We start from the raw sequence: 23,822 nt of genomic DNA, 5'->3' as shown, positions 1-23,822 counted from the left end.
CGTGGAGAGATGATTGATATCGAATCGCTTACCCCGTCAGTTTAGCAAGTTGTCGTGCGGTCGTGCGGGCGACCTTGATGGCGCACCGCGTCGGTTCAGGCTCAATACCCGCGCTGGGCATCGGCTAGGTCTTCGACATGCCTGGTCTGCTCGACGCGCAGGATATTGACGACCACGATGCGGCTGCCGGCGGGGGCGTCGATCAGGGAAGCGATATGCGCGCCGACTATTGGAGGCGATGGTTTACAGAGTCGCTTCACTTCGTGTCTCAAATCACATTCGGAGCCCAACGTCGATGCCAATCGGTCTCCTGCTGATAACGGTGGCCGACATGGATCAGACGCTGTTCCTCCAGATGGGGAGCGATCAACTGCATCCCGACTGGAAGTCGCGTGTCAGCGCTCAGACCCACCGGGAGGACGAGTGTCGGCACGCCCAGGTTGGTGAACGGCAGATTGAAGGCCGGTGACCCGGTCTCATGCAGTCCCAGAGGCGCCGTCGTGGGCGCAGCCGGGGTCATCAGCAGGTCGACTTCGTCGTACAAGCTGGCGAAGACCTGACGATATTGCTGGCGGATGCGCTGGGCCCGCAGGTAGTCGTTGGCGGAGATAGTGAGCCCCTCGAAGATGAATGCCTGCAGGTAGTCGCCGTAGCGCTGCGGGTGCTGATGGAAGCGATCTGCATGGAAGTTGGTCGTCTCGGCCTGCATGACGATCTGCTGTGCGGCAACAGCGTCCTCGAACCCCGGCGGCGGCGCAATATCAATACAGCGTATGCCCAGCGTTTCCAGCGTCCGTCGGGTGTCATCGAGCGCCGCAACGACATCGCCGTCGTTGGTGGCGAAATGCGGATGCTGCAGCCAGCCGATGGTTTGACCCGTGATCTCGCCCTTCAGCGACAACGATTGAGCGGGCAGCGTCCAGGTGGTTTCGTCGCGCGGATCCGGCCCGGCTAGTGCCTGATAAACCAGCAGGCTGTCCTCGACGCTGCGGGTAAAGGCGCCGACGTGGTCCAGGCTCCAACTGGCGGGGATCACTCCGGCCTTGCTGATTCGCCCATAACTGGCCTTGAGAACGGTCAGTCCATTGTAAGCGGCGGGGCGCGATAGCGACCCAGCAGTCTGTGTGCCGAGCGCGGTCATGACCATGCCGGCGGCGACCGCGGCTGCCGAACCGCTACTGGAGCCACCCGGTGTATGGCCGTCACGCCAGGGATTGACGGTGGGCGGCGGCGTGCCCCAGTTGGCGAATTCGGTGGTCGTCGTCTTGCCGATCAGGATCGCATCCTGGGCCGCCAGCCGCTCCACCGCGGTGGCGTCGTCTTCGCTGCGAAAGCCCTGCAGCACTCGGGAGCCGGCTTCGGTAGGAAAGTCCCGGGTATGGAAAATATCCTTGACCCCATAAGGAATCGCGAACATAGGCGGCAGGTCCTGTGTCCGCGACAGGCGTGCGTCCAGCGCCACCGCCTGGCGGCGGGCGCTCTCGATATCGCAAGCTACCCAGGCGTGCACATGCGGCTCCAGACGTGTCAGTCGAGTGAGAGACTCCTCGAGCAGTTCGCTGGGGCTAATCTTGCGCCGACACAGCAGGTCGTGGGCCTCGGCGATGGAACGTGGTTCAGGCGCATGATCATTCATGATGTCGAGCTTCCTGATCGGTGGGGCAGGCCCCCTTGGGACCGAACAGCGGCACGGTGGCCGCGTCGACGGACGCGGCCCGGACTTGGGCAATGGCCTCCGCAAGGGTCACTGGGCGGCCTCCTCAAGAGCGGTCTCGGCGAAACTGGGATCGACGATGTCGTCATAGACCATGTCGCCGGTGATGTTGCCGACGAACTTCTGCATGTCGATGGCATTCTCGAAGGCTTGCTGGGTGATCGTGACGTTGGGTGGGTAGACATTGCGATCGATCATGCGTTGCACGGCGTCATCGATAGTATCCCCATCCAGACTGGCGAATTCTTCCCGGGCGACCGCCATGGCTGCTTCCGGATCGTCGTGGATCAAGTGCAGAGATTCGTTGATCGAACTGACAAAGCGTTGGACCAGATCAGGATCATCATCGATCAGCGACTGTGAGGTGTTGATGGTCGAGAAGGCATATTCGGGATAATCCTGGGTGAAGTCATGAATGATCTTCAGGCCCTGGGAGATGCCCTGTTCGACCTGTGGCTGGTAGGCGATGGCGACATCGGCCTGACCGGCCAGCACTGGTCCGAGCTCCGACCCGTTCTGCACTTCGGAGACATGTACATCACCTTGATAGGACAGGTCGTTGTCAGCCAGTAGGCGTTTCAGCAGCGTGTTGGAGGTTCCCGGGGCCAGGCCGACGGCCACCGTCTTGCCTTTCAGGTCGGCTGGGCCATCGTACTCGAATTGGGTCTTGGCCAGCGCCCACACTGGAGCGCTGTTGGCGACGGCACTGACGGCCTTGGCATGACCGCCTTTTTCCTGAGCGAAGCCGACATGCTCTGGGCCATGCACCGAGAACTGTGCCTCGCCGGCCAACACCGAAGCCAGTGCGGTGGGGCCAGATCCTGCCGAGCGCACTACCGGTACATCGATGCCGTGGGCGGCGAAAATACCCTCGTGACGGGCCACATAAACCGGCAGATAGAGCAGGCTGTGGAAGGCCTCGGTGACCAGGACGGTATCCGGATCGCCATCGGCGGCTTGGGTGGCAGGCAGCCAGCCCAAGCTGCCGAGCAGCAGGGGCAGGGCGAGGAGACGAGACGCTGTCATGGTTCACTTCCTTTGTTGGACTTGTGGAGGGTTTATTCGGCACGGGATGCACGCTGGTATGGTGAAGTCGATGACGGATCAGCGGCTCTCCCAGGGCAGCAGGTATCTTTCGATCCTGGACACCACGAGATAGAGAGCAATGGCGACGAGCATCAGGGTCAGCACGCCAACCCATACCGCGTTCAGGTTGAACAGATTGCCGGCGACGAATATCGAGCGGCCGAGCCCCTTGTCCGAGGCGATGAACTCGCCGCCGATCTCGGCGATCAGGGCAAAGCCGATGTTGAGGCGGAAGGCGGAGATGATCCACGGCAGGGTCGCGGGAACAACTACCTTGAGGAAGATCTGACGCTTGGTGGCACCCAATGAGCGCATCAGGTTGACCAGGTTGGCATCGATCTGGTGAGTCCCCTGGTAGGCGCTCAGCAACGCGACGATGAAGGTGGCGATGAATGCCAGGGCCACCTTGGACAGCATGCCCGAGCCGAACCAGATAATGATCATCGGCGCCAGCGAGATCTTGGGCAGCCCGTTGAGGGCGACGACGAATGGGTCGATGATGCGGGCGACATGGCGCGAATACCACAGCAGCAGGCCGGCCGCCGAGCCACCGATACTACCCAGCAGGAAGCCGACGATGGTGGCGTAGAGCGTGGTCCAGGTGTCGCTGAGTAATTGCCCGCTTTGCAACTGGCGCCAGGCCTCGATGGCAATGCCAGCGGGTGAGCCCATCAGGAAGGCGTTGACCCAGCCGAAGTTGACCGCGAACTGCCAGGCGACGATCAGTGCCGCGACGATGGCCAGCCGCCATAGGTTCTCCTTCCATAGAGAATGATCCTGGTGCTTCCTGGGCTTGGTCCCGCCGGCCGAAACTTCGATACGCCTGGTATAGAGCGATGCCGTGCTCACGATGCCTGTCCTCCCATTTGAATGTCGAGATCGGCCCAGATCTGGTCGAACAGAGTCTGGTATCGGGGATCGCTGCGGGCCTTGAGACAAGAGCCCAGTCGTCGCGACAGGCCGACCTCGTAGAGCCGCTTGACCGAGGTCGGACGCTGGGTCATGACCGCGACGCGATCCGACATCGCGATTGCCTCGCCAATGTCGTGGGTGATCAGTACCACCGTCTTGTCGAACGACTTGAGGATCGACAGGATCTCCTCTTCCAGCACCAGCCGGGTCTGGTAGTCGAGCGCCGAGAACGGTTCGTCAAGCAGGATCACATCGGGATCGGTGATCAGGGTGCGGATCAGTGCCACCCGTTGGCGCATGCCACCGGACAGCGTATGTGGGTAGGCGTCGGCGAAATCCGCCAGGTTGTAGCGCTCCAGGTACTCTCGGGACATCGCCAGACGTCGGGTGCGGGGAACACCGACCACCTCGAGTCCGAGAGCGACGTTCTCCAGGATGGTTCGCCAGGGGAACAGCAGATCGCGCTGCAGCATGTAGCCGATGTGGGCGCCGCGGATCGGGTGGCTGCCGCGCAGGGTGATGCTGCCGGCGCTGGGCTCGAGCAGGTTGGCGATGATGTTGAACATCGTGCTTTTGCCGCAGCCGCTGGGCCCGACGATGCTGATGAACTCGTGCTCCCGAATATCCAGGGTAATGTCACGGATCACCGGGATCGGATTGCCCTGCTGGTCCTCGAAGTGCTTTTCGACGTGGTCCAGGGCGATCGCGACGTTAGCGCCGCCGCTGGGTATCGCCGCGATTTCGCGCAGTTGAGTGGAAAGGGTCATGCCATGGCTCCTGACGGTTTGTGTTTGTTCGTCTTGTCGGAGTTCTGGCTGGCGTAGGCTCATGGCCGCGATCTTATGTGACCGTCCTGTGGGAGCGATCGTCAGATTGTCGCGATTCAAGGCGCGTCTGGCTAAAACCTACCAAACTTACCAGGCGCTATTATCATTACGCCTTTCGTCAGGCGGCTGTCAACCGCTTTACGCCAATTCGGCCAGCGTGCGGGAGAGCGTGGTGACTTCGGCATAGCGGGAGTTGAGGTCAAGCAAGGTGAAGTCCTGTAGCGGCCGTGTGCGGTCGGCGACAGCCTCGCTGGGAATCACTGTCCGGCGGCCGCTCTGGAACAGGTCGATGGCATTGGTGCGTATGCTGCCGCTGGTGGTAACCCCCGCCAAGACCACGGTATCGATCCGGTTTCGATCCAGAAATGCTTCCAGCTTGGATGCCTTCAGATCCGAGACATAGTGGGTACTGAGTTCCAGGTCGTAGACGTAGTTCGCAAGTGCCTCATGCTTCCGGATCCAGTGCGACTCCGCCTCGAGGATGCGCATGGCCGGGAATTTCTCGCCCCAGAGCGCTGAAAAGGCGTGAGCGGGGTCGTAGACCGTGCGGCTAAATATCACTGGATGGCCTTGGGCGGCGAAGGTTTCGATCAAAGTGCGTGCTGCGTTGAGTTGATCGTCGAGTTGAACGCATAACTGACTTTCGGCGGTGCAGAAACCTATGGTCAAGTCGCGGATCAGCAGCGCTGGCCGCCGACCGAAAGCGAGGGGGGCTGAGAAGCCCTGCTGGGAATAGAGGTGCCGTGTGGGATTGAACAGATATCGACGCTGCCCCCCGGGTGTGTAGATGACCGTCAGGCCGTAGCGGGAGAGCTCTCCTTCCACTTCCATGCGACGCAGCGTGCTGGGTGACAAGCCAAGTATTTTCGAGACTTCTGATATCGTGGCGAGCTTGTTGTCATACATGAGGTATCGTGAGTCGCTGGTCATTGGCTTGGATCATGGTCGGCATAGTGCCATGGGGTGATTGGAGGCGTCATCACAGCGGGCAACAGGCTAGTATCCGCGCTCGGCGTCGGCCAGGTCTTCGACATGCCCAGTCGCTTCGAAACGTTCGATATTGGCGCTGACGATGCGACTGCCCGTGGGGGGGTCGATCAGAGAAGCGATATGCGGCGTCAGCGTAACCTTGGGATGTGTCCAGAACGGATGCTCACTCGGTAACGGCTCGATATGGAAGACGTCCAGCGTGGCGTGACTCAACTGGCCACTGTCCAGCGCGGCAAGCAGATCGCCGTCGATCAGATGAGGACCGCGACCGGCATTGATCACACTGGCACCTGGCGGCAGTTTGGTGAAGAGACTGGTGCCGAGAATGCCTGTCGTCGCTTCGGTCAATGGCAACAGACTGATCAGGATCTCGCAGCCCGCGAGGAAGTCGTCGAACTCGGCAGCGCCAGCGTAGCTCGTGACGCCTTCGATCTCGCGCCGGGTACGCGACCAGCCCCGCGTCTCGAAGCCGAGCGAGGCAAGCGTTCGCGCCGCGGTGCCACCAAGATTGCCCAGTCCCATCACGCCCACGCTGCGCTGCGTCGCCGGCGGCACGACCAGCTGTGTCCAGCGCTTCTCTCGTTGGTTGGCGGCAATGGCCGGCATATCGCGATGGTGGCGCAGCACGTGCAGCGCCACGTATTCGCGCATGCGCTGAGTCAGATCCGTACCCACGGTGCGAATGATGGGAACCTGGCGTGGCAGCTTCGTATCGGCCAGTACGTGATCGATGCCCGCGCCCAGCGAGACGATCGCCTTGAGGTTGGGAAAGGGCAGGAAAGCGCCGCTTGCCGGCTTCCACACCACCGCATAGGTGACCGCTTCGGCAGCGCCTGGGTCATGAATCGAACGAATCGTCCAGCCGGGTAGCAGCGGTTGCAATTGTCCGATCCACCAATCGATCTTTTCGGGCGAAGGATGAGAAACAATAATGGCCATGATGATCTACCTGATGAGAATAATGTTCGGAATAACCCAAGGATGAATTTCAAGCAGTTGGAGGCCTTCTACTGGCTAGCCCAACTGGGTAATTATCAGCGTGTCGCCGAGCGTCTCAGTCTCACGCAGCCCGCGGTGTCGGCGCGCATCAGCGGCCTCGAGGAGATGCTCGGCACACGGCTGGTCGAGCGGCGCGGTCACGATTTCGCGCTGACCGAGTCGGGGCATGCGGTGGCCGGCTACGCCGAGCAGTTCCTCAACCTGCGCGAAGCGATGAATGCCCGTCTCGATCAGCGCCGGCATCAACGACTCTCGATCGCCATGACGGGCCCGGCAGCACTGACCTGGGGGGCGGGATTGAGAGACGATATTGCCCGCTACGCGGAAGATCTCGTCGTCGACTTCCATGCCTCGGCGAATTACCAGTTGCGGCCGATGATAGCCTCGGGTGGTATCGATATCGCCTTTCTCTCCAATGACGCCGGACTTTCTCCGGTCGATGGCAGTTTTGCCGTGCAGTATCGTGTCGGCTGGGTCGCTCGAGCCGACGCCATGGCCGATATCGCCATGCCCAGAACACCCGATGAGCTTCGTCAGATGCCGCTGATTCTCTATCCGCGTTCGTCGCCACTGTTTTCGCCGATTGCCGACTATGTGCATGAAGACCAGCTCAGTCGTGGGCCTCGTCATTACGCCAATTCGTTGCCGATGATCGTCGAGATGCTACGCCAGGGTTTCGGCCCTTCGGCGATTCCACTGGCGGTGGTCGAACGCGACATCGCCAGCGGTCTGCTGGTCGAGATTCCGACGACGACGGCGCTGGCTCCACTGGAGATTCGCTGCGTGCATCTCAATGAATCTCGCCGGCCCTTAATCGACGATGTCTTCGCCTTGGCGCGACATGCCGCGAGGACCTGGTGCCACGATCACGGGGACTATGCGCACTATATCGAGACGAGCTGATCACGGGCGCACCTTGGGGCCATTGCCATCCAGTGATTCGAGCGTGAATGCTGCCGGTATGGCGCCACCACCGATCGGTTGCGTCGGGTCGTTGATACCGGTGCATTCGCCGGTTTCAGGGTCTCGCGAGACCGCCGTGACACAGGCGTAAAGCTTGGGAAATACCAGCTGCTGGGCCATCTCCAGCTCGAAGCATTTCCCCAATCTGGTCAGCGTCTCGGCATCGAAGCGCGGATCGACACGGACCGAGCCGCGATAGCTGGCATCCAGGCGCGGATGATGCACGGCCTCTTCTACGCTCATGCCGAAGTCCATCATCAGCGCCGCGACCTGGGTCACTGCCGGCATGATCAGGTTGCCGCCGGAGGCCCCCACCGAGAAGCGTGCTTCGCCCTCCTTCACCACCACCGTCGGACACATGTTCGAGGAGTTGATGCGCTTGCCGCCGACCATGGTGGTGGGGTAGCCCGGGCGCGGATCGAAGTAGCTGACGCTGTCGTTCATCAGCATGCCGGTGGAGGGCAGCGTGACGCCGGAGCCGAAGCGGTTGAGCAGAGTGTAGGTAAGCGCCACCATGTTGCCCTCGGCGTCCACCGACGACATCGACGAGGTACAGGCACCCTGTTCGCCATCGACACCGCTATCCGTGGGCGACAGCACGCCGTTGCGAATCTTGTGACGTCGCCAGCAGTGCTCCAGCGCTTCGGCGTAGGCGAGCCAGGTCTCCGGTGTCGGCTTTTCCAGCGGGATCGGCATCGCCTCCAGCGCGTGCGCCAGCATCTCGCGCTGGCGCAGGCCACCGGAAACCTCGCCCGGCGTATAGAGCGTGTAGCCGCGATGCTCGGCGACCATTGGCTCATATTCGAGCACCTCGTAGCGAGCGAGATCCTCCCGCGAGATGCGCGAGCCGCCCGCTTGCAGATCGCCAACGATCTTCTCGGCCAGGGCGCCGCGGTAGAAGGTGGCAGCGCCGTCCTCGGCAATTTCGCGCAGGGTATCGGCCAGGTTCGGGATTCGCAGCCGGCTCTCCGGCGTCGCTGGATGACCGCCGGGTAGATAGATCGAATTCGAGACCGGGTCGCGGGCCAGCGTTCTGGCGCAGACGCCGATCTGCAGGCTGGTGAACCAGTCGACGTGCAAGCCTCGTTCGGCCAAGGCGATCGCGGGTGCCATGACTGCGCTACGCGGCCGGGTGCCGAAACGAGCGAGTGCGTGATCGAGCCCGGCCACGGCGCCGGGGACGGTGATCGAGCGATAGCCTTCGATATTGGCGTTGTCGACTACTCCGGGAAAGCCCATCGGCGTCGCCGGCAGGTTCGGGTCGACGGGATAGTCTTCGAGGCGTGTATCGCCGGCCAGCACACCCTGGAAATCGAGCGCCACCGCGCGCTGCTCCTTCGCCAGCCAGATCACCATGAAACCGGCACCACCGAGGCCGCACATCCACGGCTCGACGGCATTGAGCGCGTAGGCGGTGGCGACGATGGCATCGATCGCGTTGCCGCCGGCATCGAGCTGGGCCGCACCCGCTTGCGCCGCCATGCGGTGCTGGGACGCCACCGCACCGTGTGTCGATCGGGCAGTGGGGGTTGTCAGGATCCAGTTGTCGCCGTTCGCGAGAATATTGTTCGTGGCCATGACCGCCTCAGGTTGCCAGTGTGTCTTCGATCATACGGGTTGCGCCGGAAAGATCGCCCAGGCGTTCTCCCGCACTGACACGAGCTTCGTTCTTCAAGCCGCTGGCTGTCTTGGTCTCGCCTGCCTCGAGCACGGTATCCAGATCCTCCGGCGCAATGAACAGCACCCCACATTCATCAGCGAGTACCGCGTATCCTGGCAGCACGGCGGCACCGCCGACCGATACCGGAATATTGAAGCCGCCCCCCGTGTTGTAAAGACGCGTGGTGACTGGTGAAGCGCCGCGAGACCACATCGGAAAATCCTGCTCGCGAATTTCCGCGGTATCGGTATGCGGTCCATCGACGCAGCCGCCAGCAATCTTCATTGAGGCTGCCATGCGCGTGACGCCGCCGCCCCAGCAAGCGTACTTGCGGTCGCCGAGGCGGTCCACGGCAAGAAAATAGCCCGGCCCCATCTGTGCCAGGCAGTGATGCAGCAGGGTGCTGTCGAGACCGGGGATTGCCAGCGTGCAAACGGTTCCGACTACTGTCTTGCTTGGTAGCACCGGCGAGATGGCCGGGCTGACGAAGCCGAAATGATAGAAGTGGCCGAGCGTTGCGGTCTCGAGCTTGGCGAGACGCTCAAGCTTGTCGGCGGCGATCGGTTCCGGCATCGGGTTGATCTTGTAGGTCAATTGCGTCATCACGGCTCTCTGGTTCATGGGTGGTCGCTTGGGTACGGGCGGTTGTTGTGGGCACCCGGCAATATCTGTGGGCGGGGTGTCGGGTCGGTTCACGGAGGCCCCAGAATCAGATCGGGGAGAAAGGTCACCACGCCGGGTACGAAGGTGATCAGCAGCAGTACCAGAATCAGCGGAACCAGCATGGGAAGGACCGCCAGCGTGACATCCTCGAAGCGCACACGACCGACCTTCGACACGATGTAGAGCCCGATTCCCATCGGTGGCGTCGCGATACCGAGCAGCAGGCCGAGTTGGATGATGATGCCGAAGTGGACGCGATCGATCCCGTAGGCGTCGATCACCGGGAGTAGCGTCGGTACCAGGATCAGCTTGGCCGGCACGCCTTCGACCACGCAGCCGACGATGATGATGAACACCAGCAACAGCAGCAGGAAGACATGGCGATTTTCGGTCAGTGCAAACATCTGGTCGGCGATGTGCTGCGGCGCCTGCTCGATCGCCAGCACCCAGCCCATGGCGATGGAGAAGGCGATGATGATCATGATCACTGCTGTCATCGAGGTGGTGTCGGTAAGCGCGTCACGGAACTTGCGCCATGTCAGCTCGCGGTACCACAGGCCCAAGCCTATACAGTAGAGACAAGCCAGTACGCCTGCTTCGGTCGCCGTGACGAACCCGGTCATGATCGAGCCGAGAATGATCGCCGGTGCGAGCAGGGCCAGAAAGCCATGCTTACCGGTCGTCGCGATTTCCCCTCGCGAGGCACGTGGTTGTGTCGGGAAGTTCTCGCGAGTGGCGCGCAGGCGCAGATAGAGCATTAGCGACAGGCCGACCAGCAGTCCGGGAATTAGCCCCGCCAGAAACATGCGTTCGATCGATACTTGGGCCAGAAAGGCATAAATCACCAGGCCGATGGAGGGCGGTATCAGCGGCCCGATCACTGAAGACGCAACCGTGATGGCGGCGGAGAAGTCTCCGCGATAGCCACGCTCCCGCATCGCCTTGATCTCGATCGCTCCTAGACCGGCGCAGTCCGCCACCGCGGCACCGGAAATGCCGGCGAAGATCATCGAGGAGAGCACATTGACCTGAGCCAGCCCAGCGCGAAAGTGGCCTACCAGCGCATTGGCGAAGGCGAAGATGCGATCGGTGACGCCGGTCACGTTCATCAGGTTGCCAGCCATGATGAAGAAGGGCACGGCAGTCAGCGACGCCTTGTTGACCCCTTCCAGCATTTGCTGCGGAATGATCTGTAGCGCGGTCGAGAAGTCCGAGGTCAGGAAAGCGAGCGTCACTGCACCGCCGATGGCGATCGAGATCGGCACTCGCAGCAGAATCAGCAGTAGAAAGACGCCGAACAGGATATAGATCATGACGCGGCCTCCGGATGGAGCGGTGCAGTATTCTCGGGCAGGCCAACGCAGCACTTGGCAATATCGGTTAGAGCCGTAAGCGCTACCAGTGCACTGGAGACGAACAGCGGCGCGAATAGCGCCTGGCGCGGCAGCTCATCTCCCCAGGGCAGTAGCGCACCTTCGACGAATCCGGCAGCGGAAGCCATCACGGTAGGGGCCTGCTGTAGCAGAACCACGCTGACGCCCGCGCCGACGGCATCGGAGAGTAACCGGCTGAGGATATTGCCGGCCCTCCCAAGACGCTTGACCAGAAAATCGATGCGCACGTCCTTGAGGCGAACGTAGATGGCGAAAAAGCCGAAGAAGCTCAGCCAGATGAAAAGCACCATGGTCCATGGCCAGAACCACCACACCGAGACATCGAAAGGACGCAGCAGGAAAGTGGCGGCAGTCAGAGAAAGCATCGCCAGCAGGCAGAGATTGCATAACCACAGGCAGACGCCGCCGAGCTGCCACAGAGCCCGGTCGGCACCTGTCACCAGACGTTGAAGAATGTTTTTGTGCTCGCTCATGGCGCGGTTCATTCCGCCGCGCCGCGACTATCTTTGACCGCCTGCAGGAAACCAGCGGGTAGATCGCCATCGGTATCCATCTGCTGATAGCGCTGCTGGGTGCGCTCGATGAACGGTTGGGTATCCAGTTCGGTATAAGTCAGACCCTCCTGCTGCATTCGCTCGAGGCTGGCCTGGGTCACCTTGGCCAGGACGTCATGACTCTCCTCGCCGGTTTCACGATAGGCCCGCATCAGCCCGGCTCGGGTATCGTCATCCAGCCCATCTAGCGCGGCCTGGTTGGTCATGAAGCCGATAGACTGGTAGTACTCGTTGGTGCGCGCCATGTAGGGCGCCACTTCGTTGAACCGCATCGATTCGACCATGGCCGCGGGGCTGGTCACGGCTTGAACGATATCTTTGGAGATCGATTGATAGACCTCGGTCCAGGGTAGGGTCATGACCTGAGCGCCGAGGCTGTCCCAGACCTTCATCAGCAGTTGGTTGGCTGGCATACGCATCTTGAGGCCGTCGACATCCGCCAGCGAATTGACAGGCTTATTTGAGAGCAATACGCGATAAGGGCCACGGATGATGGCGGAGGGATCGCCGAGGGGTACGATGCCGGATTTCTCGGCGGCTTGTTCGAACCAGCTATCGACCAGCTTGGAGTTCATGAACCGCGACCAGTGCTCGTAGTCGTCGAAGGCGAACGGTGCCACGACCCAGGCAAGCTCGGGCTCCCAGCGCTTCATGAAATTGAAGCCCTCGGCGTAGATCGTGACAACGCCTGATTGAAGCTGTTCGAGGACTGCGTCCTCTTTACCAAGCTGTTCGTTAGGAAATATCTGGATGGTGAGTTCGCCATCGGTGTAGCGGTTGACCTTCTCGGCGAATTGCTGGAAAAGCTGTCCCTCGGGGCTGTCCACCGGCATCTTGGTGGCCATGCGCCAGGTATCGGCATGGGCCGGGATCAGGGCGGCAGCGGATAACGCCGTGAAAGTCGCGGCGAGCATCGATCGTTTCATGAGGCGCTCTCGATTGTGTTTGGAATTGGATGATGAGTCGCTTCATGAGAGGAAACCGATTCCGGACATTAGCGTCCAATCGATTTTTCTTTGGGCAGGGATAAGCGATTTTTGTACGCCCGTCAGTCATCGGAGCTGACGGACATTCCGGTCACTGTTGTCGCTTCGATCAATTCGGAGACCAGCGCTTCGACTTTGTTCAGATAACCGCTGCCATTGGACGGTGGTGTCGGGTCGGAGGTCACGACCACGGTCATGGCACGGGAGGGCACCACGTAGAGCAGTTGGCCGCCGTAGCCCCAGCCGTAATAGACGGGTTGGTCGGCGATGCGAGTGATGAACCAGCCATAGCCGTAATCGTCGCCGTTGAAGAACGAGCGCGTGCGCGGCTGCCAGGAGCGTTCGACCCAGGCGGTGGAGAGGACCACCTGGCCGCCGTATCTACCGCGTTGCCGGACCATCTCGCCGAAGCGCAGTAAGGCCTGCGGCGTGAGGCCCATCTCGTTACCGCCGAAATAGATGCCCTGCGGATCACGTGTCCATGGAGGAATCGCGATTCCCAGCGGATCGCCCAGCCAGTCGCGTGTCAGTGCCAGGGTACTGCGCCCCGTCGCTTCGGTAAGCGCCACCGAGAGCAGGTGGCTGTTGCCGGTGGAGTAGAGCATGCGTTCACCGGGCTCAGCGACGAAAGGGCGTTCCAGCGCGTCGGCGACCCAGTTCGAACTCGCGACCCAGGCGCCATAGTTACCGCCGGAGGTACGTTCGAGTCCGGCCTGCATCGAGAGCAGGTTACCGATGGTGATGCCATTCACACGAGGATCGATATCCGCAGGCACTCGGTCGCCCAGCAGCTCGACCACCGGCTGATCGACGCTCTCGAACACGCCACGGTCGATGGCAGCACCCACCAGTGCCGCTATCAGCGTCTTGGAGAGTGACTTGATGTTGGCCGTCCCGTCCGTCCGATGACCGCGAAAGCCTTCGTCGATCACGGTTTCGCCGTCGACGGCGACCAGCAAGGTGTGGCTACGCGGCAGAGCACCGGCGCGTTCGACGACGCTCTCCCGCTGCTCGGGAGCCAATGCCGCGACCACCGGCTCGAGCGGCAGCAGCATCAGCAAGCCAAGGAGACAGAGCCGCCAGCGGAAAACGCGGGCAGCGGGCATGGAGTGAGAGTTTTTCAGGGAAGTCGGCATGGTTCCGAGTGTGGCGCATGCCACCGCGATCTTCTACGTGGGCTTATGCCGCTTTTCAGACCGTGCGTGTCAGTGCACTCGCACGCCAGCCATGCAGATAGAAGCCGAGATAGCGCAGGGCCACGTAGCCGACGATGCCGGTAGCGACAATTACTTCGAGCGTTGCCAGACCGTGAACGATCGCGACATCGTGTGCGCTGAAGCCGTGGGACTGCATCCAGTCGGCTGTCTTCGCAAGTGCCGTGGCACCGATCACCATGGGAAAGGTGAACGCGGCATATCCCGGGCTGTAGGGCAGGCGCAGCAGTTTGACGAACGCCAGATAGATGATCAGGGTCATCAACACCGCGATGCCGCCTAGCAGGGCGATCAGCAGCGGTGAGGGTTCGGGGGTTACGGTGAGGTAGCCGGCCAGCGACAGACTGGCTGGTGCCGCCATGATAGCAATGGTGGGCTTGGCCGGGTCCGGGATCTCGTCGGCGAAGATCAGTCGGTAGATCATGACCGGCAGCAGGATGGCGTAGAGCCCCATGCCCAGGTAGAGCAGGCTGATGGCCAGAGGATGCAGCGCCGCGACGCCGGGAAAGGCCACGTCGGCAACGATGATCCCGACCGGCGGTACGAACCAGGCCGGCACCATGTGATGGAGTTCGAACGCGCTCGCACGGTGCACGACGAAGGCGACGAGAAAGCTCAGGTGCAGCGCCACCGCCACGAGCCAGAGCGTGACGCCGACGGCCGGCATCAGCCACTCCCCGGCGGTTTTCGATACCACCATCAACGCCATGGCGAAGGTCGGTACGACGCTGCCGACGATGGGGTGCGCCAGGTCCGCCAGTAGTAAGCGTGGGTGGAGTACGAACTTGGCGCCGAGGATCAGCAGTAGCATCGCGGCGGCTATCGCGCCGGCCAACTGCGCTCTGCCGCCGAGGGGGGCGAAACTCTCCCAGCTCCAGCCCAGGCTGGAGATCCCCAGTGCCAGGCCGGCCATTGGCGTCGGCGCAGTCTGAAGACGTTGGGTCAGGGTCGGCATGGAGGGTCTCCTCATGATCGATGGAGACACCTTATGGTATTTTGCGCTATCGTTATATTTTAACTTTATTTACTGTATGTTTTTTAAAATTTAACGAACTAAATTCAACGAAAGAGAGGGAGCGATGGCGATCACATTCCGCCAGCTTCAAGTATTCGTCGCGGTGGCGCGCGAGCGTACGTTGACCTCGGCGGCGGCAACGCTGTTCCTGACCAAGCCGGCGGTCAGTATCGCGCTGGCGGAACTGGAGAAGCAGTGCGGTCGCACGCTCTTCGATCGCCATCGTAACCGACTCTATCTCAACGACCAGGGTCGGCGATTACTGCCGATGGCGGATGAATTGCTGGCCCGCAGCGAGGCGATCGAGCAGCTGTTCGACAACGATGCCCTGGGCGGGCATCTCCACATTGGCGCCAGTTACACGATCGGCCACCAACTGTTGCCGGCGTTGTTGCGGGACTTCCGTGCCGAGAGCGGGCATCACGATCAGCGGGTCACCATCGCCAACAGTGCATCGATCTGCACGGCGCTGGAAGCGTTCGAGCTGGACGTCGGGATGATCGAGGGCCGCGTCGCGGGAGAGCGTTTCCATGTGCTGCCTTGGCGCCGCGACCGGATGCTGGTGGCGGCTTCCCGCGATCACCCTCTGGCGGCCCCGGGGCCGGTGGCGATCGACAGGCTGGCAGAATACGCGTGGCTGTTGCGCGAACCGGGCTCCGGCACGCGAGAACAGTTCATGCGGTTCATCGCTCCGCGGTTGCCACAGTGGGAACTGAGCCTGGAGATCAATTCGGCGGAGGCGATCATCAATGCCGCTGCGGCCGGGCTTGGGCTGACGTGCCTTTCCGCGCTGGAGGCACGGCACGCCTTAAAGGATGGGCGTCTGGTGGAGATCGACCTGGATCTGGAGATGACCCGTGAATTCAGCCTGGTGCTGCACCGCGACAAGTATCGCAGCCCGTTGATCGAGCGATTCGTCGAGTTCTGTCGGCAACGTAACGAGATCGATGATCCACCGTGAACCCGAGGATAGCCATCGTGAGAAGACAGGCAATCGAAGAACGGGCGCTCCGATATCGCGATACGAGTGGGCAGGGACACCCGTTCGTGGTCGAAGTTAGCCGCCGAGGAAAGATGACATGGCCTTGTGGGTGATCATGTCGCAGGCCTTCTCGAGCAGGCTGTTCTTGACCTTGTCGGTTGCGCTCTCGGTATAGCCCCCTTGCTGGCGCCGCTATCCTCGATGCGATGACGAGACTCCCAACCGGCGTCATGGTCTAGGCTGGGAGTGTCGGAAGGGATCCGACGTTCCCTTGATGAAGGAGATGGCATGAACATGACGGTCGGCGAGGTCAGAGTGCCACGGGAGATGCTTCGCCGTGGCCTCTTTTTCCGTTACCGTTACGCCCCATTGAGGCTAGGGAGCGGCACGAATGGATGATTCAACCCCGACCACGCAGGTCGATGTCGCCATCGTCGGTGCGGGACCGATCGGCCTGTGTTTCGCCAATGCGCTGTCGCGCCGGGGCGTGAGTTCGGTGCTGATCGATCGCCAGCCGAGATCGGCGATGGCGGACCCTGGCAACGACGGCCGGGAGATCGCGCTGACCCGAGCGTCGCAACAGATTCTCGACAGACTCGACGTCTGGTCGCGTATCGATCACGACGAACGGGCCCTAATGTGTGCCGCCAAGGTCTTCGACGGCCAGTCGCTGTTCACGATGGAAATTGCGCCGGGCGCCACCCGGGATGATCCGCTCGGTTGCCTGGTACCCAATCAAGTAATCCGTCGGGCTGCCTATGCCGCCCTGCAGTCGGGGGCGCCGGGGACGGGGGATATCCTGTGGCGCGACGAACAGGAGATCGCACGGTTCCGGGTCAGCGACGCGGCAGTCGATATTCAGCTCGGGAGTGGCGAGCGTATCCAGGTTTCATTGCTGGTGGCGGCGGACAGCCGCTTTTCCACCACGCGGCGGGCCATGGGCATCCCCGCCCATATCTATCAGCATGGCCAGCAGATGCTGGTCTGTCGGATGCACCATGACGAGCCTCACGACCAGACCGCCTGGGAATGGTTCGGCTACGGTCATACGCTGGCGTTGTTGCCGGTCGACACGCACTGTTCATCATTGGTGCTGACGCTGTCTCCGGCTGCCATGGAGAAGCAGCTATCTCTGAGCGACGAGGCTTTCGATGCCGACATTACCCGGCGTTTCGAGGGCCGGCTGGGCGCCATGCGTCGGGTTGCCGAACCGCATTGTTATCCGCTGGTCAGCGTCTATGCCGAGCGCTTCGTCGGTCATCGTCAGGCGTTGGTTGGCGACGCCGCGGTGGGGATGCACCCGGTGACCGCGCATGGCTTCAATCTCGGGCTGCAGGGATTATCGGGGCTGGCCGAAAGGATCGGCCAGGCGCACGCCCGGGGGCAGGATATCGCGTCCCCCGAGCTGCTGAGTCGGTATCAACGGGAACAGCGCCTGGCGACGGCGCCGCTGTTCGCTGCGACATTGGCCATCGTGGGGCTGTATACCGACGATCGAACGCCGGCCAGATGGCTGCGTAAGGCTGTGTTGCGGGCGGGCGAAGCGGCTTGGCCGGCGAGACGGCTGATCGCGAGCCATCTGATGCGTTCGGGGGGCTAGCCGAGCGCGATCCTGCCTCGACAGGCAGTGTCTTTCTCTCTCAAGGTCTTTCTCTCTCAAGAGGAGTTCTTATGGATCTGGCAATGGTGGGACTCGGGCGCATGGGCGCCAACATGGCGGAGCGTCTGGTGCGTGGCGGACACCGCGTGGTAGGGCACGATCCTAACGAAGAGGTGATGGCCAGGGCCGCGGAGAAGGGCATCGAGTCGTCCGCGACGCTGGCGGCAGCGGTCGATGCGTTGCCGACGCCCAGAATCGTCTGGCTGATGGTTCCGGCCGGTCCCCTGATCGACAAGCTCATCACCGAACTGGAACCGCTACTGTCGCAGGACGATATCGTGATCGACGGCGGCAACTCGATGTACAAGGACACCGTGCGCCGGGCCGAGACTCTGCAAAAGCGCCAGGTGCATGCGGTCGATGTCGGTACCAGCGGCGGCGTCTGGGGTTTGCAGGAAGGCTACAGCATGATGGTCGGTGGCGAGACGGCTGTCGTCGATTCGCTCCGGCCGTTGTTCGAGAGCCTGGCGCCTGACGCCGACAAAGGCTGGGGGCATGTCGGCCCCAACGGCGCAGGCCACTTCACCAAGATGGTCCACAATGGCATCGAGTACGGCATGATGCAGGCCTATGCCGAGGGCTTCGCGATCATGGAGCGCAAGGATTTCGACCTCGACCTGCACCAGATCGCCGAGATCTGGCGCCACGGCAGCGTGGTGCGCTCCTGGCTGCTCGACCTGACCGCCGATGCGCTGGAAAAGAACCCGTCGCTCGAGGGCATCGCGCCCTATGTCTCGGACTCCGGCGAGGGGCGCTGGACCGTGAACGAGGCGATCGAACTCGAGGTCAGCGCGCCGGTCATCACCCTGTCCTTGCTCGAGCGTCTGCGTTCCCGCGAGCCGGATTCCTATGGTGACAAGCTGCTCTCCGCCATGCGCAACGAATTCGGCGGGCATGAGATCAAGAAGGGGTAGCCCGCGCTGCTTGCGCTAGCGGCCTCGGCTCCTCGCGCTACCAGATGTGGTGTTTCGATGCGCCGGGTGGCACAAGCCACTCGGCGTTCTTGATTGGAAACGAGCTCGATTTCAGACCTTGACAGCGCGGGAGGCCGGCTATCATGCGGGCTCCCAGGCCATGCAAAATTGTCCACAGGATATTGACAGAAAAAGGCCACATCTATGCTTGGAAAAACCATCGGCTACCATATATAGTGTTTTCCAGAGGCGGCGGGAACGGTGCGAAACCGTGATTTCCCAACCGCCATAGCCTGCACCATCGGCTGTCGATGGCGTCTTTCCCTGTCAAGGATGGTTATCATGAGCATCACGATCTATAGCAAGCCGGCCTGCGTCCAGTGCAATGCCACATACCGCGCTCTGGACAAGCAAGGAATCGACTATACCGTGGTTGATCTGACCCAAGACGCCGATGCGATGCAGCGCGTTCAGAACCTGGGCTATCGCCAGGTGCCGGTCGTGGTCGCGGGGGAAGATCACTGGGCCGGGTTCCGTCCGGACAAGATCAGCACGCTGGTTGCCTGATCCGATCGCTTCGAATTTTTCAGACTCGACTCTTTCCGGCTAGCGCAGGCCTCGCCCGCGCTGCCGATACCGCGCAGGGGCGCAGGAGACCGTCATGGCTGGGCTGGTCTATTTCTCGACCAAATCAGGCAATACGCGGCGCTTCGTCGAGAAACTGGGGGTGCCGGCCAGCCGGATTCCGCTCGACCGGAGTGCTCCCCCCCTGCAGGTCGAAACACCCTACATTCTTGTTGTACCGACCTATGGTGACGGCGATCCGCGCTCCGCGGTGCCCGCGCCAGTCATTCGCTTTCTGAATGACGAACATAATCGGTCCCTGATTCGCGGCGTCATCGCCGGCGGCAACACCAATTTCGGCGAGGCCTTTGGCCTGGCGGGACGGGTTGTCGCGAAAAAGTGTCGGGTACCGCTTCTCTATCGTTTCGAACTGATGGGCACGACCGAAGATGTCCATCGAGTCCTTGCAGGGGTGACCGAATTTTGGAAACGCTCAGCCTAGATACGGATACGACCGTGCGGCCTGCCGTCAGCGCCGAACACAATGCCAAGGCGCTCGATTATCACGCGCTCAACGCCATGTTGAACCTGTATGACGCCAATGGCCGTCTGCAGCTCGACAAGGACCGGGAAGCGGCGCGTCAGTATTTCCTGCAGCACGTGAACCAGAATACCGTGTTCTTCCACTCGCTGAAGGAGAAGCTCGACTACCTGGTGGAAGAGGGCTACTACGAGCAGCAGGTCCTCGATCAGTACGACTTCAGCTTCGTCACGGCGCTGTTCGATCAGGCCTACGCGGCGAAGTTCCGCTTCCAGAGCTTCCTGGGCGCGTTCAAGTACTACACCAGCTACACGCTCAAGACCTTCGACGGCAAGCGTTACCTCGAGCGTTTCGAGGACCGCGTCTGCATGGTCGCGCTGAGCCTGGCGCGCGGCGACGAGACGCTGGCCAAACAGCTGGTCGAGGAGATCATCCACGGCCGCTTCCAGCCGGCGACGCCGACCTTCCTCAACTGCGGCAAGCGCCAGCGCGGCGAGCTGGTCTCCTGCTTCCTGCTGCGCATCGAGGACAACATGGAGTCCATCGGGCGCTCCATCAACTCGGCGCTGCAGCTCTCCAAGCGCGGCGGCGGGGTGGCGTTCTCGCTCTCCAACATCCGCGAGGCGGGAGCGCCGATCAAGCGCATCGAGAACCAGTCCTCCGGCATTATTCCGATCATGAAGATGCTCGAAGACGCCTTCTCCTACGCCAATCAGCTGGGCGCGCGTCAGGGCGCCGGGGCGGTCTACCTCAACGCCCACCACCCGGACATCCTGCGTTTCCTCGACACCAAGCGCGAGAACGCCGACGAGAAGATCCGCATCAAGACGCTGTCGCTGGGCATCGTGATGCCGGACATCACCTTCGAGCTGGCCAAGCGCAACGAGGAGATGTACCTGTTCTCGCCCTACGACGTGGAGCGCATCTACGGCGTGCCGTTCGGCGACATCAGCGTCACCGAGAAGTACGAGGAGATGGTTGCCGACGGCCGCATCCGCAAGAAAAAGATCAACGCCCGCGAGCTGTTCCAGACCATCGCAGAGCTGCAGTTCGAATCCGGCTATCCGTATCTGATGTTCGAGGACACGGTGAACCGTGCCAACCCGATCCACGGCCGGATCAACATGTCGAACCTCTGCTCGGAGATCCTGCAGGTCAACACGCCGACCGAGTACGACGACGATCTCGGCTATCGTCACGTCGGCGAGGACATCTCCTGCAACCTGGGCTCGCTCAACATCGCCAAGACCATGGATTCGCCGGACTTCGGCACCACGGTGGAAGCGGCCATTCGCGGCCTGACCGCGGTCTCCGAGATGAGCAACATCACCTCGGTGCCATCGATCGCCGAAGGCAACGCCAGGTCCCACGCCATCGGCCTGGGGCAGATGAACCTGCACGGCTATCTGGCGCGCGAGCATATCCTCTACGGTAGCGAAGAAGGGTTGGATTTCACCAATATCTACTTCTACACCATTGCGTTCCATGCCATTCGCGCTTCCAACCGCATCGCCATCGAGCGCAACCAGCGTTTCGCCGGCTTCGAAAAGTCGGCCTATGCCAGCGGCGCGTACTTCGACAAGTACACCGAGCAGGCGTGGGAGCCGAAGACCGAGAAGGTGCGCGGGCTGTTCGAGCAGAGCGGCATCGCCATTCCGAACCAGGACGATTGGCGCGAGCTGAAGGCATCGGTGATGGCCCACGGCCTGTTCAACCGCAACCTGCAGGCGATTCCGCCCACCGGTTCGATCTCGTATATCAACAACTCGACCTCGAGCATCCATCCGGTCACCTCCAAGGTCGAGATTCGCAAGGAAGGCAAACTGGGCCGCGTCTACTACCCGGCGCCGTACCTGACCGACGATAACCAGGAGTTCTACCAGGACGCCTACGAGCTCGGCCCCGAGAAGATCATCGACACCTACGCTGAGGCGACCCAGCACGTCGACCAGGGCCTGTCGCTGACGCTGTTCTTCCGAGATACCGCGACCACCCGTGACGTCAACAAGGCGCAGATCTATGCCTGGCGCAAGGGCATCAAGACGATCTACTACATCCGTCTGCGCCAGGCCGCTCTCGAAGGAACGGAAGTCGAGGGCTGCGTTTCCTGCACGCTGTAAGCCTGAATCTGTTTGAACGCGCCGAGCCAGAGGCTCGGCGCCAACCGAACGAGAACACTCTCATGGATATGCCCACCTCTGCCGCCCGTCATCTGAACCGGGTCGATGCGATCAACTGGAACCGCCTCCAGGACGACAAGGACCTGGAGGTCTGGAACCGTCTCACCGGCAACTTCTGGCTGCCGGAGAAGATTCCGCTCTCCAATGACATCCCGTCCTGGAACACCCTGACCGAGCACGAGCAGCAACTGACCATCCGCGTGTTCACCGGCCTGACCCTGCTCGACACCATCCAGGGTACCGTCGGTGCACCGGCGCTGATCGACGACGCCGTGACCCCGCACGAAGAAGCGGTGATCACCAACATCAGCTTCATGGAGTCGGTCCATGCGCGCTCCTACAGCTCGATCTTCTCGACGCTCTGCGCCACCCGCGATGTCGACGACGCCTACCGCTGGAGCGAGGAGAATCCGTTCCTGCAGAAGAAGGCCGAGTTGATCCTCGAACGCTATCGCGCCGAAGATCCGCTGATGCGCAAGGTCGCCAGCACCTTCCTCGAGTCGTTTCTGTTCTACTCCGGCTTCTACCTGCCGATGTACTGGTCCAGCCGCGCCAAGCTGACCAATACCGCCGATCTGATTCGCCTGATCATTCGCGACGAGGCGATCCACGGCTACTACATCGGCTACAAGTTCCAGCGTCAGCTGGCCCAGTTGCCGGCGGAGCGCCAGGAAGAGATCAAGATCTACGCCTACGAGCTGCTCCACGAGCTCTACGACAATGAGGTCAAGTACACCGAGGCGCTCTACGACGACGTCGGCCTGACCGAGGACGTCAAGAAGTTCCTTCACTACAACGCCAACAAGGCATTGATGAACCTGGGCTTCGAAGCGCTGTTCCCGGCCAGCGTCACCGACGTCAGCCCGGCGATCCTCGCCGCGCTCTCGCCCGGCTCCGACGAGAACCACGACTTCTTCTCCGGCTCCGGCTCCTCCTACGTGATCGGCAAGACCGTCAGCACGGAAGACGACGACTGGGCGTTCTGACCCCAACTGCCCATCTCGACGAAACCGCCCTGCCCAGGGCGGTTTTTATGTCTGCCCGCCTATCGGTTCCCGAGGTCGACGGTGGACTTGCCGATTTCGTGATTCGACCTTCCTCGCTCACTGCACACTGCCTGCACGAAGCCACGAGATAGTGCTCCTGCACCGCGTCCCGGTGCGCAACCGGAGTCGAAGTCATGAAATTTCACAAGTCACTCATCGCGCTGGTCGTTGCCGCTTCCACCTTGTCACCGCTGGCCATGGCTGCACCTGCCGAACAATCTAAGCCGTCTGCGCCCCACGAGGCACGCATGGCGCACGTCAACCCGCTGAAGGAGGCGGTGGTCGCCAGCTGGAATCTCGACGAGGACAAGCTGGCCAAGCTGGCCCGAGCCGACAGCGATTTCCACGCCGGCCTCCAGCAACTGCGTGGTAACGATGACCAGGCAGCACCCGAACAGCGCCAGGCCGCGATGGAGTCCCTGCTCCAGCAGCAGCGCGAGCAACTGGCCGACGTGCTCACCGACGAACAGCTGCGCGCCTACCAGATGCTGGAGCGCCCGCGGCCGCCGATGATGCGTCACGGTGGTCCACGCATGGATTCCGAGCAGATGACCGCCCAACTCGAGCAGCGCTATGCGCCTCTGTTCGCGACCTGGAATCTCGATCAGGACCAGAGCGCCAAGGTGCTGAACGCCGAACGCACCTTCTTCGACGGGCTACATCAGTTGAAGCGCCCGGACCTGAAAAGTGGTGACGAATCACGGGATGCGCGTGGTGCGCAATTCAAGCAGTTGCTGGAGCAGCGTCACAGCGCGCTTTCCGCGGTGCTCGACGACGAACAGGTAACCGCCTTCGAAGCGTTGACGCAGCCGCCTCGAGGTCCGCATGGTGGCCCTCGCGACGATACGCGTCAGAGCGACGAGCTGCCTGCCGCCGGCTGATGCCGCCAGAGTCTTCTCGAACTCTCGCCTGGAAAGCCCTTCTTCGGAAGGGCTTTTGCGTGGGGCGGCCGCCTATC

At 61.8% G+C, this 23,822-nt stretch carries 23 protein-coding genes; 9 read left to right on the top strand and 14 right to left on the bottom strand.

Annotated features, from left to right (window positions below; genetic code table 11):
• Positions 1–101 precede the first annotated feature (101 nt).
• The 7 genes from F0A16_RS21735 to F0A16_RS11350 all read right to left on the bottom strand — a co-directional run bounded on the left by F0A16_RS21735 (position 102) and on the right by F0A16_RS11350 (position 6,468).
• Positions 102–260, bottom strand: a complete 159-nt coding sequence (locus tag F0A16_RS21735; protein WP_187775985.1) for a hypothetical protein — start codon at positions 258–260, stop codon at positions 102–104.
• Between the two features lie 8 nt (positions 261–268).
• Positions 269–1,636: an amidase gene (locus F0A16_RS11375; RefSeq protein ID WP_149435506.1), complete on the bottom strand. Its 1,368-nt coding sequence runs from the start codon at positions 1,634–1,636 to the stop codon at positions 269–271.
• 108 nt (positions 1,637–1,744) lie between these two features.
• Complete coding sequence (locus F0A16_RS11370) at positions 1,745–2,740, bottom strand: ABC transporter substrate-binding protein (RefSeq protein ID WP_149435505.1); 996 nt, start codon at positions 2,738–2,740, stop codon at positions 1,745–1,747.
• 78 nt (positions 2,741–2,818) lie between these two features.
• On the bottom strand, positions 2,819–3,649 hold the full coding sequence (locus F0A16_RS11365) for an ABC transporter permease (protein WP_239023799.1): 831 nt from the start codon (positions 3,647–3,649) through the stop codon (positions 2,819–2,821).
• Positions 3,646–4,479, bottom strand: a complete 834-nt coding sequence (locus tag F0A16_RS11360) for an ABC transporter ATP-binding protein (RefSeq protein WP_149435504.1) — start codon at positions 4,477–4,479, stop codon at positions 3,646–3,648. Before F0A16_RS11360 ends, F0A16_RS11365 begins: the two co-directional genes overlap by 4 nt.
• Positions 4,480–4,677: 198 nt before the next feature.
• Complete coding sequence (locus tag F0A16_RS11355) at positions 4,678–5,445, bottom strand: isochorismatase family protein (protein ID WP_149435503.1); 768 nt, start codon at positions 5,443–5,445, stop codon at positions 4,678–4,680.
• A 90-nt stretch (positions 5,446–5,535) separates the two neighbouring features.
• Positions 5,536–6,468 (bottom strand): 2-hydroxyacid dehydrogenase, encoded by a 933-nt coding sequence (locus F0A16_RS11350; RefSeq protein WP_149435502.1) that lies wholly within the window; start codon positions 6,466–6,468, stop codon positions 5,536–5,538.
• 42 nt (positions 6,469–6,510) lie between these two features.
• Between F0A16_RS11350 and F0A16_RS11345 the strand changes: the two genes are divergently transcribed.
• Positions 6,511–7,431, top strand: coding sequence for a LysR family transcriptional regulator (locus tag F0A16_RS11345; protein ID WP_149435501.1), 921 nt, complete (start codon positions 6,511–6,513; stop codon positions 7,429–7,431).
• Here F0A16_RS11345 and F0A16_RS11340 read toward each other — a convergent pair whose 3' ends face one another.
• From F0A16_RS11340 to F0A16_RS11310, 7 genes are all read right to left on the bottom strand, one after another.
• A complete protein-coding gene (locus F0A16_RS11340; protein WP_149435500.1) occupies positions 7,432–9,069 on the bottom strand; it encodes a gamma-glutamyltransferase family protein in 1,638 nt (545 codons plus the stop codon).
• A 7-nt stretch (positions 9,070–9,076) separates the two neighbouring features.
• Positions 9,077–9,772, bottom strand: a complete 696-nt coding sequence (locus F0A16_RS11335) for an RraA family protein (protein WP_223119774.1) — start codon at positions 9,770–9,772, stop codon at positions 9,077–9,079.
• A gap of 71 nt (positions 9,773–9,843) precedes the next feature.
• Positions 9,844–11,127, bottom strand: a complete 1,284-nt coding sequence (locus F0A16_RS11330; protein ID WP_149435499.1) for a TRAP transporter large permease — start codon at positions 11,125–11,127, stop codon at positions 9,844–9,846.
• The gene (locus F0A16_RS11325; RefSeq protein ID WP_149435498.1) at positions 11,124–11,681 is read right to left on the bottom strand and encodes a TRAP transporter small permease subunit; all 558 of its coding nucleotides are present in this window, start codon (positions 11,679–11,681) and stop codon (positions 11,124–11,126) included. Before F0A16_RS11325 ends, F0A16_RS11330 begins: the two co-directional genes overlap by 4 nt.
• A gap of 8 nt (positions 11,682–11,689) precedes the next feature.
• A complete protein-coding gene (locus tag F0A16_RS11320) occupies positions 11,690–12,688 on the bottom strand; it encodes a TRAP transporter substrate-binding protein (protein ID WP_149435497.1) in 999 nt (332 codons plus the stop codon).
• 122 nt (positions 12,689–12,810) lie between these two features.
• Positions 12,811–13,854 carry a serine hydrolase domain-containing protein gene (locus F0A16_RS11315; protein ID WP_149435496.1) on the bottom strand — a complete coding sequence of 348 codons (1,044 nt, stop codon included), beginning with the start codon at positions 13,852–13,854 and terminating at the stop codon, positions 12,811–12,813.
• 85 nt (positions 13,855–13,939) lie between these two features.
• A complete protein-coding gene (locus F0A16_RS11310; protein ID WP_149435495.1) occupies positions 13,940–14,917 on the bottom strand; it encodes a TDT family transporter in 978 nt (325 codons plus the stop codon).
• Between the two features lie 124 nt (positions 14,918–15,041).
• Here F0A16_RS11310 and F0A16_RS11305 point away from each other — a divergent pair, with 124 nt between their 5' ends.
• The 8 genes from F0A16_RS11305 (at position 15,042) to F0A16_RS11270 (ending at position 23,745) form a co-directional block, all read left to right on the top strand.
• On the top strand, positions 15,042–15,938 hold the full coding sequence (locus F0A16_RS11305; RefSeq protein WP_149435494.1) for a LysR substrate-binding domain-containing protein: 897 nt from the start codon (positions 15,042–15,044) through the stop codon (positions 15,936–15,938).
• Between the two features lie 412 nt (positions 15,939–16,350).
• Complete coding sequence (ubiM, locus tag F0A16_RS11300; RefSeq protein ID WP_149435493.1) at positions 16,351–17,559, top strand: 5-demethoxyubiquinol-8 5-hydroxylase UbiM; 1,209 nt, start codon at positions 16,351–16,353, stop codon at positions 17,557–17,559.
• A 71-nt stretch (positions 17,560–17,630) separates the two neighbouring features.
• Positions 17,631–18,533, top strand: coding sequence for a phosphogluconate dehydrogenase (NAD(+)-dependent, decarboxylating) (gene gnd / locus F0A16_RS11295; RefSeq protein ID WP_149435492.1), 903 nt, complete (start codon positions 17,631–17,633; stop codon positions 18,531–18,533).
• Positions 18,534–18,875: 342 nt separating this feature from the next.
• Positions 18,876–19,100 (top strand): glutaredoxin-like protein NrdH, encoded by a 225-nt coding sequence (nrdH, locus tag F0A16_RS11290; protein ID WP_071230919.1) that lies wholly within the window; start codon positions 18,876–18,878, stop codon positions 19,098–19,100.
• A gap of 94 nt (positions 19,101–19,194) precedes the next feature.
• Positions 19,195–19,599 (top strand): class Ib ribonucleoside-diphosphate reductase assembly flavoprotein NrdI, encoded by a 405-nt coding sequence (gene nrdI, locus F0A16_RS11285; protein WP_149435491.1) that lies wholly within the window; start codon positions 19,195–19,197, stop codon positions 19,597–19,599.
• Between the two features lie 14 nt (positions 19,600–19,613).
• Entirely contained in the window at positions 19,614–21,758 is a 2,145-nt protein-coding gene (gene nrdE, locus F0A16_RS11280; protein WP_239023798.1) for a class 1b ribonucleoside-diphosphate reductase subunit alpha, read from the top strand.
• Between the two features lie 62 nt (positions 21,759–21,820).
• Entirely contained in the window at positions 21,821–22,804 is a 984-nt protein-coding gene (nrdF, locus tag F0A16_RS11275; protein WP_476748630.1) for a class 1b ribonucleoside-diphosphate reductase subunit beta, read from the top strand.
• A 194-nt stretch (positions 22,805–22,998) separates the two neighbouring features.
• A complete protein-coding gene (locus F0A16_RS11270) occupies positions 22,999–23,745 on the top strand; it encodes a hypothetical protein (RefSeq protein WP_149435489.1) in 747 nt (248 codons plus the stop codon).
• Positions 23,746–23,822 lie beyond the last annotated feature (77 nt).

This window comes from Salinicola corii (assembly GCF_008298015.1).
Classification (GTDB): Bacteria; Pseudomonadota; Gammaproteobacteria; order Pseudomonadales; family Halomonadaceae; genus Salinicola; species Salinicola corii.
The sequence above is the reverse complement of the archived record's forward strand: the minus strand, read 5'-3'. Positions and strand labels throughout refer to the sequence as shown.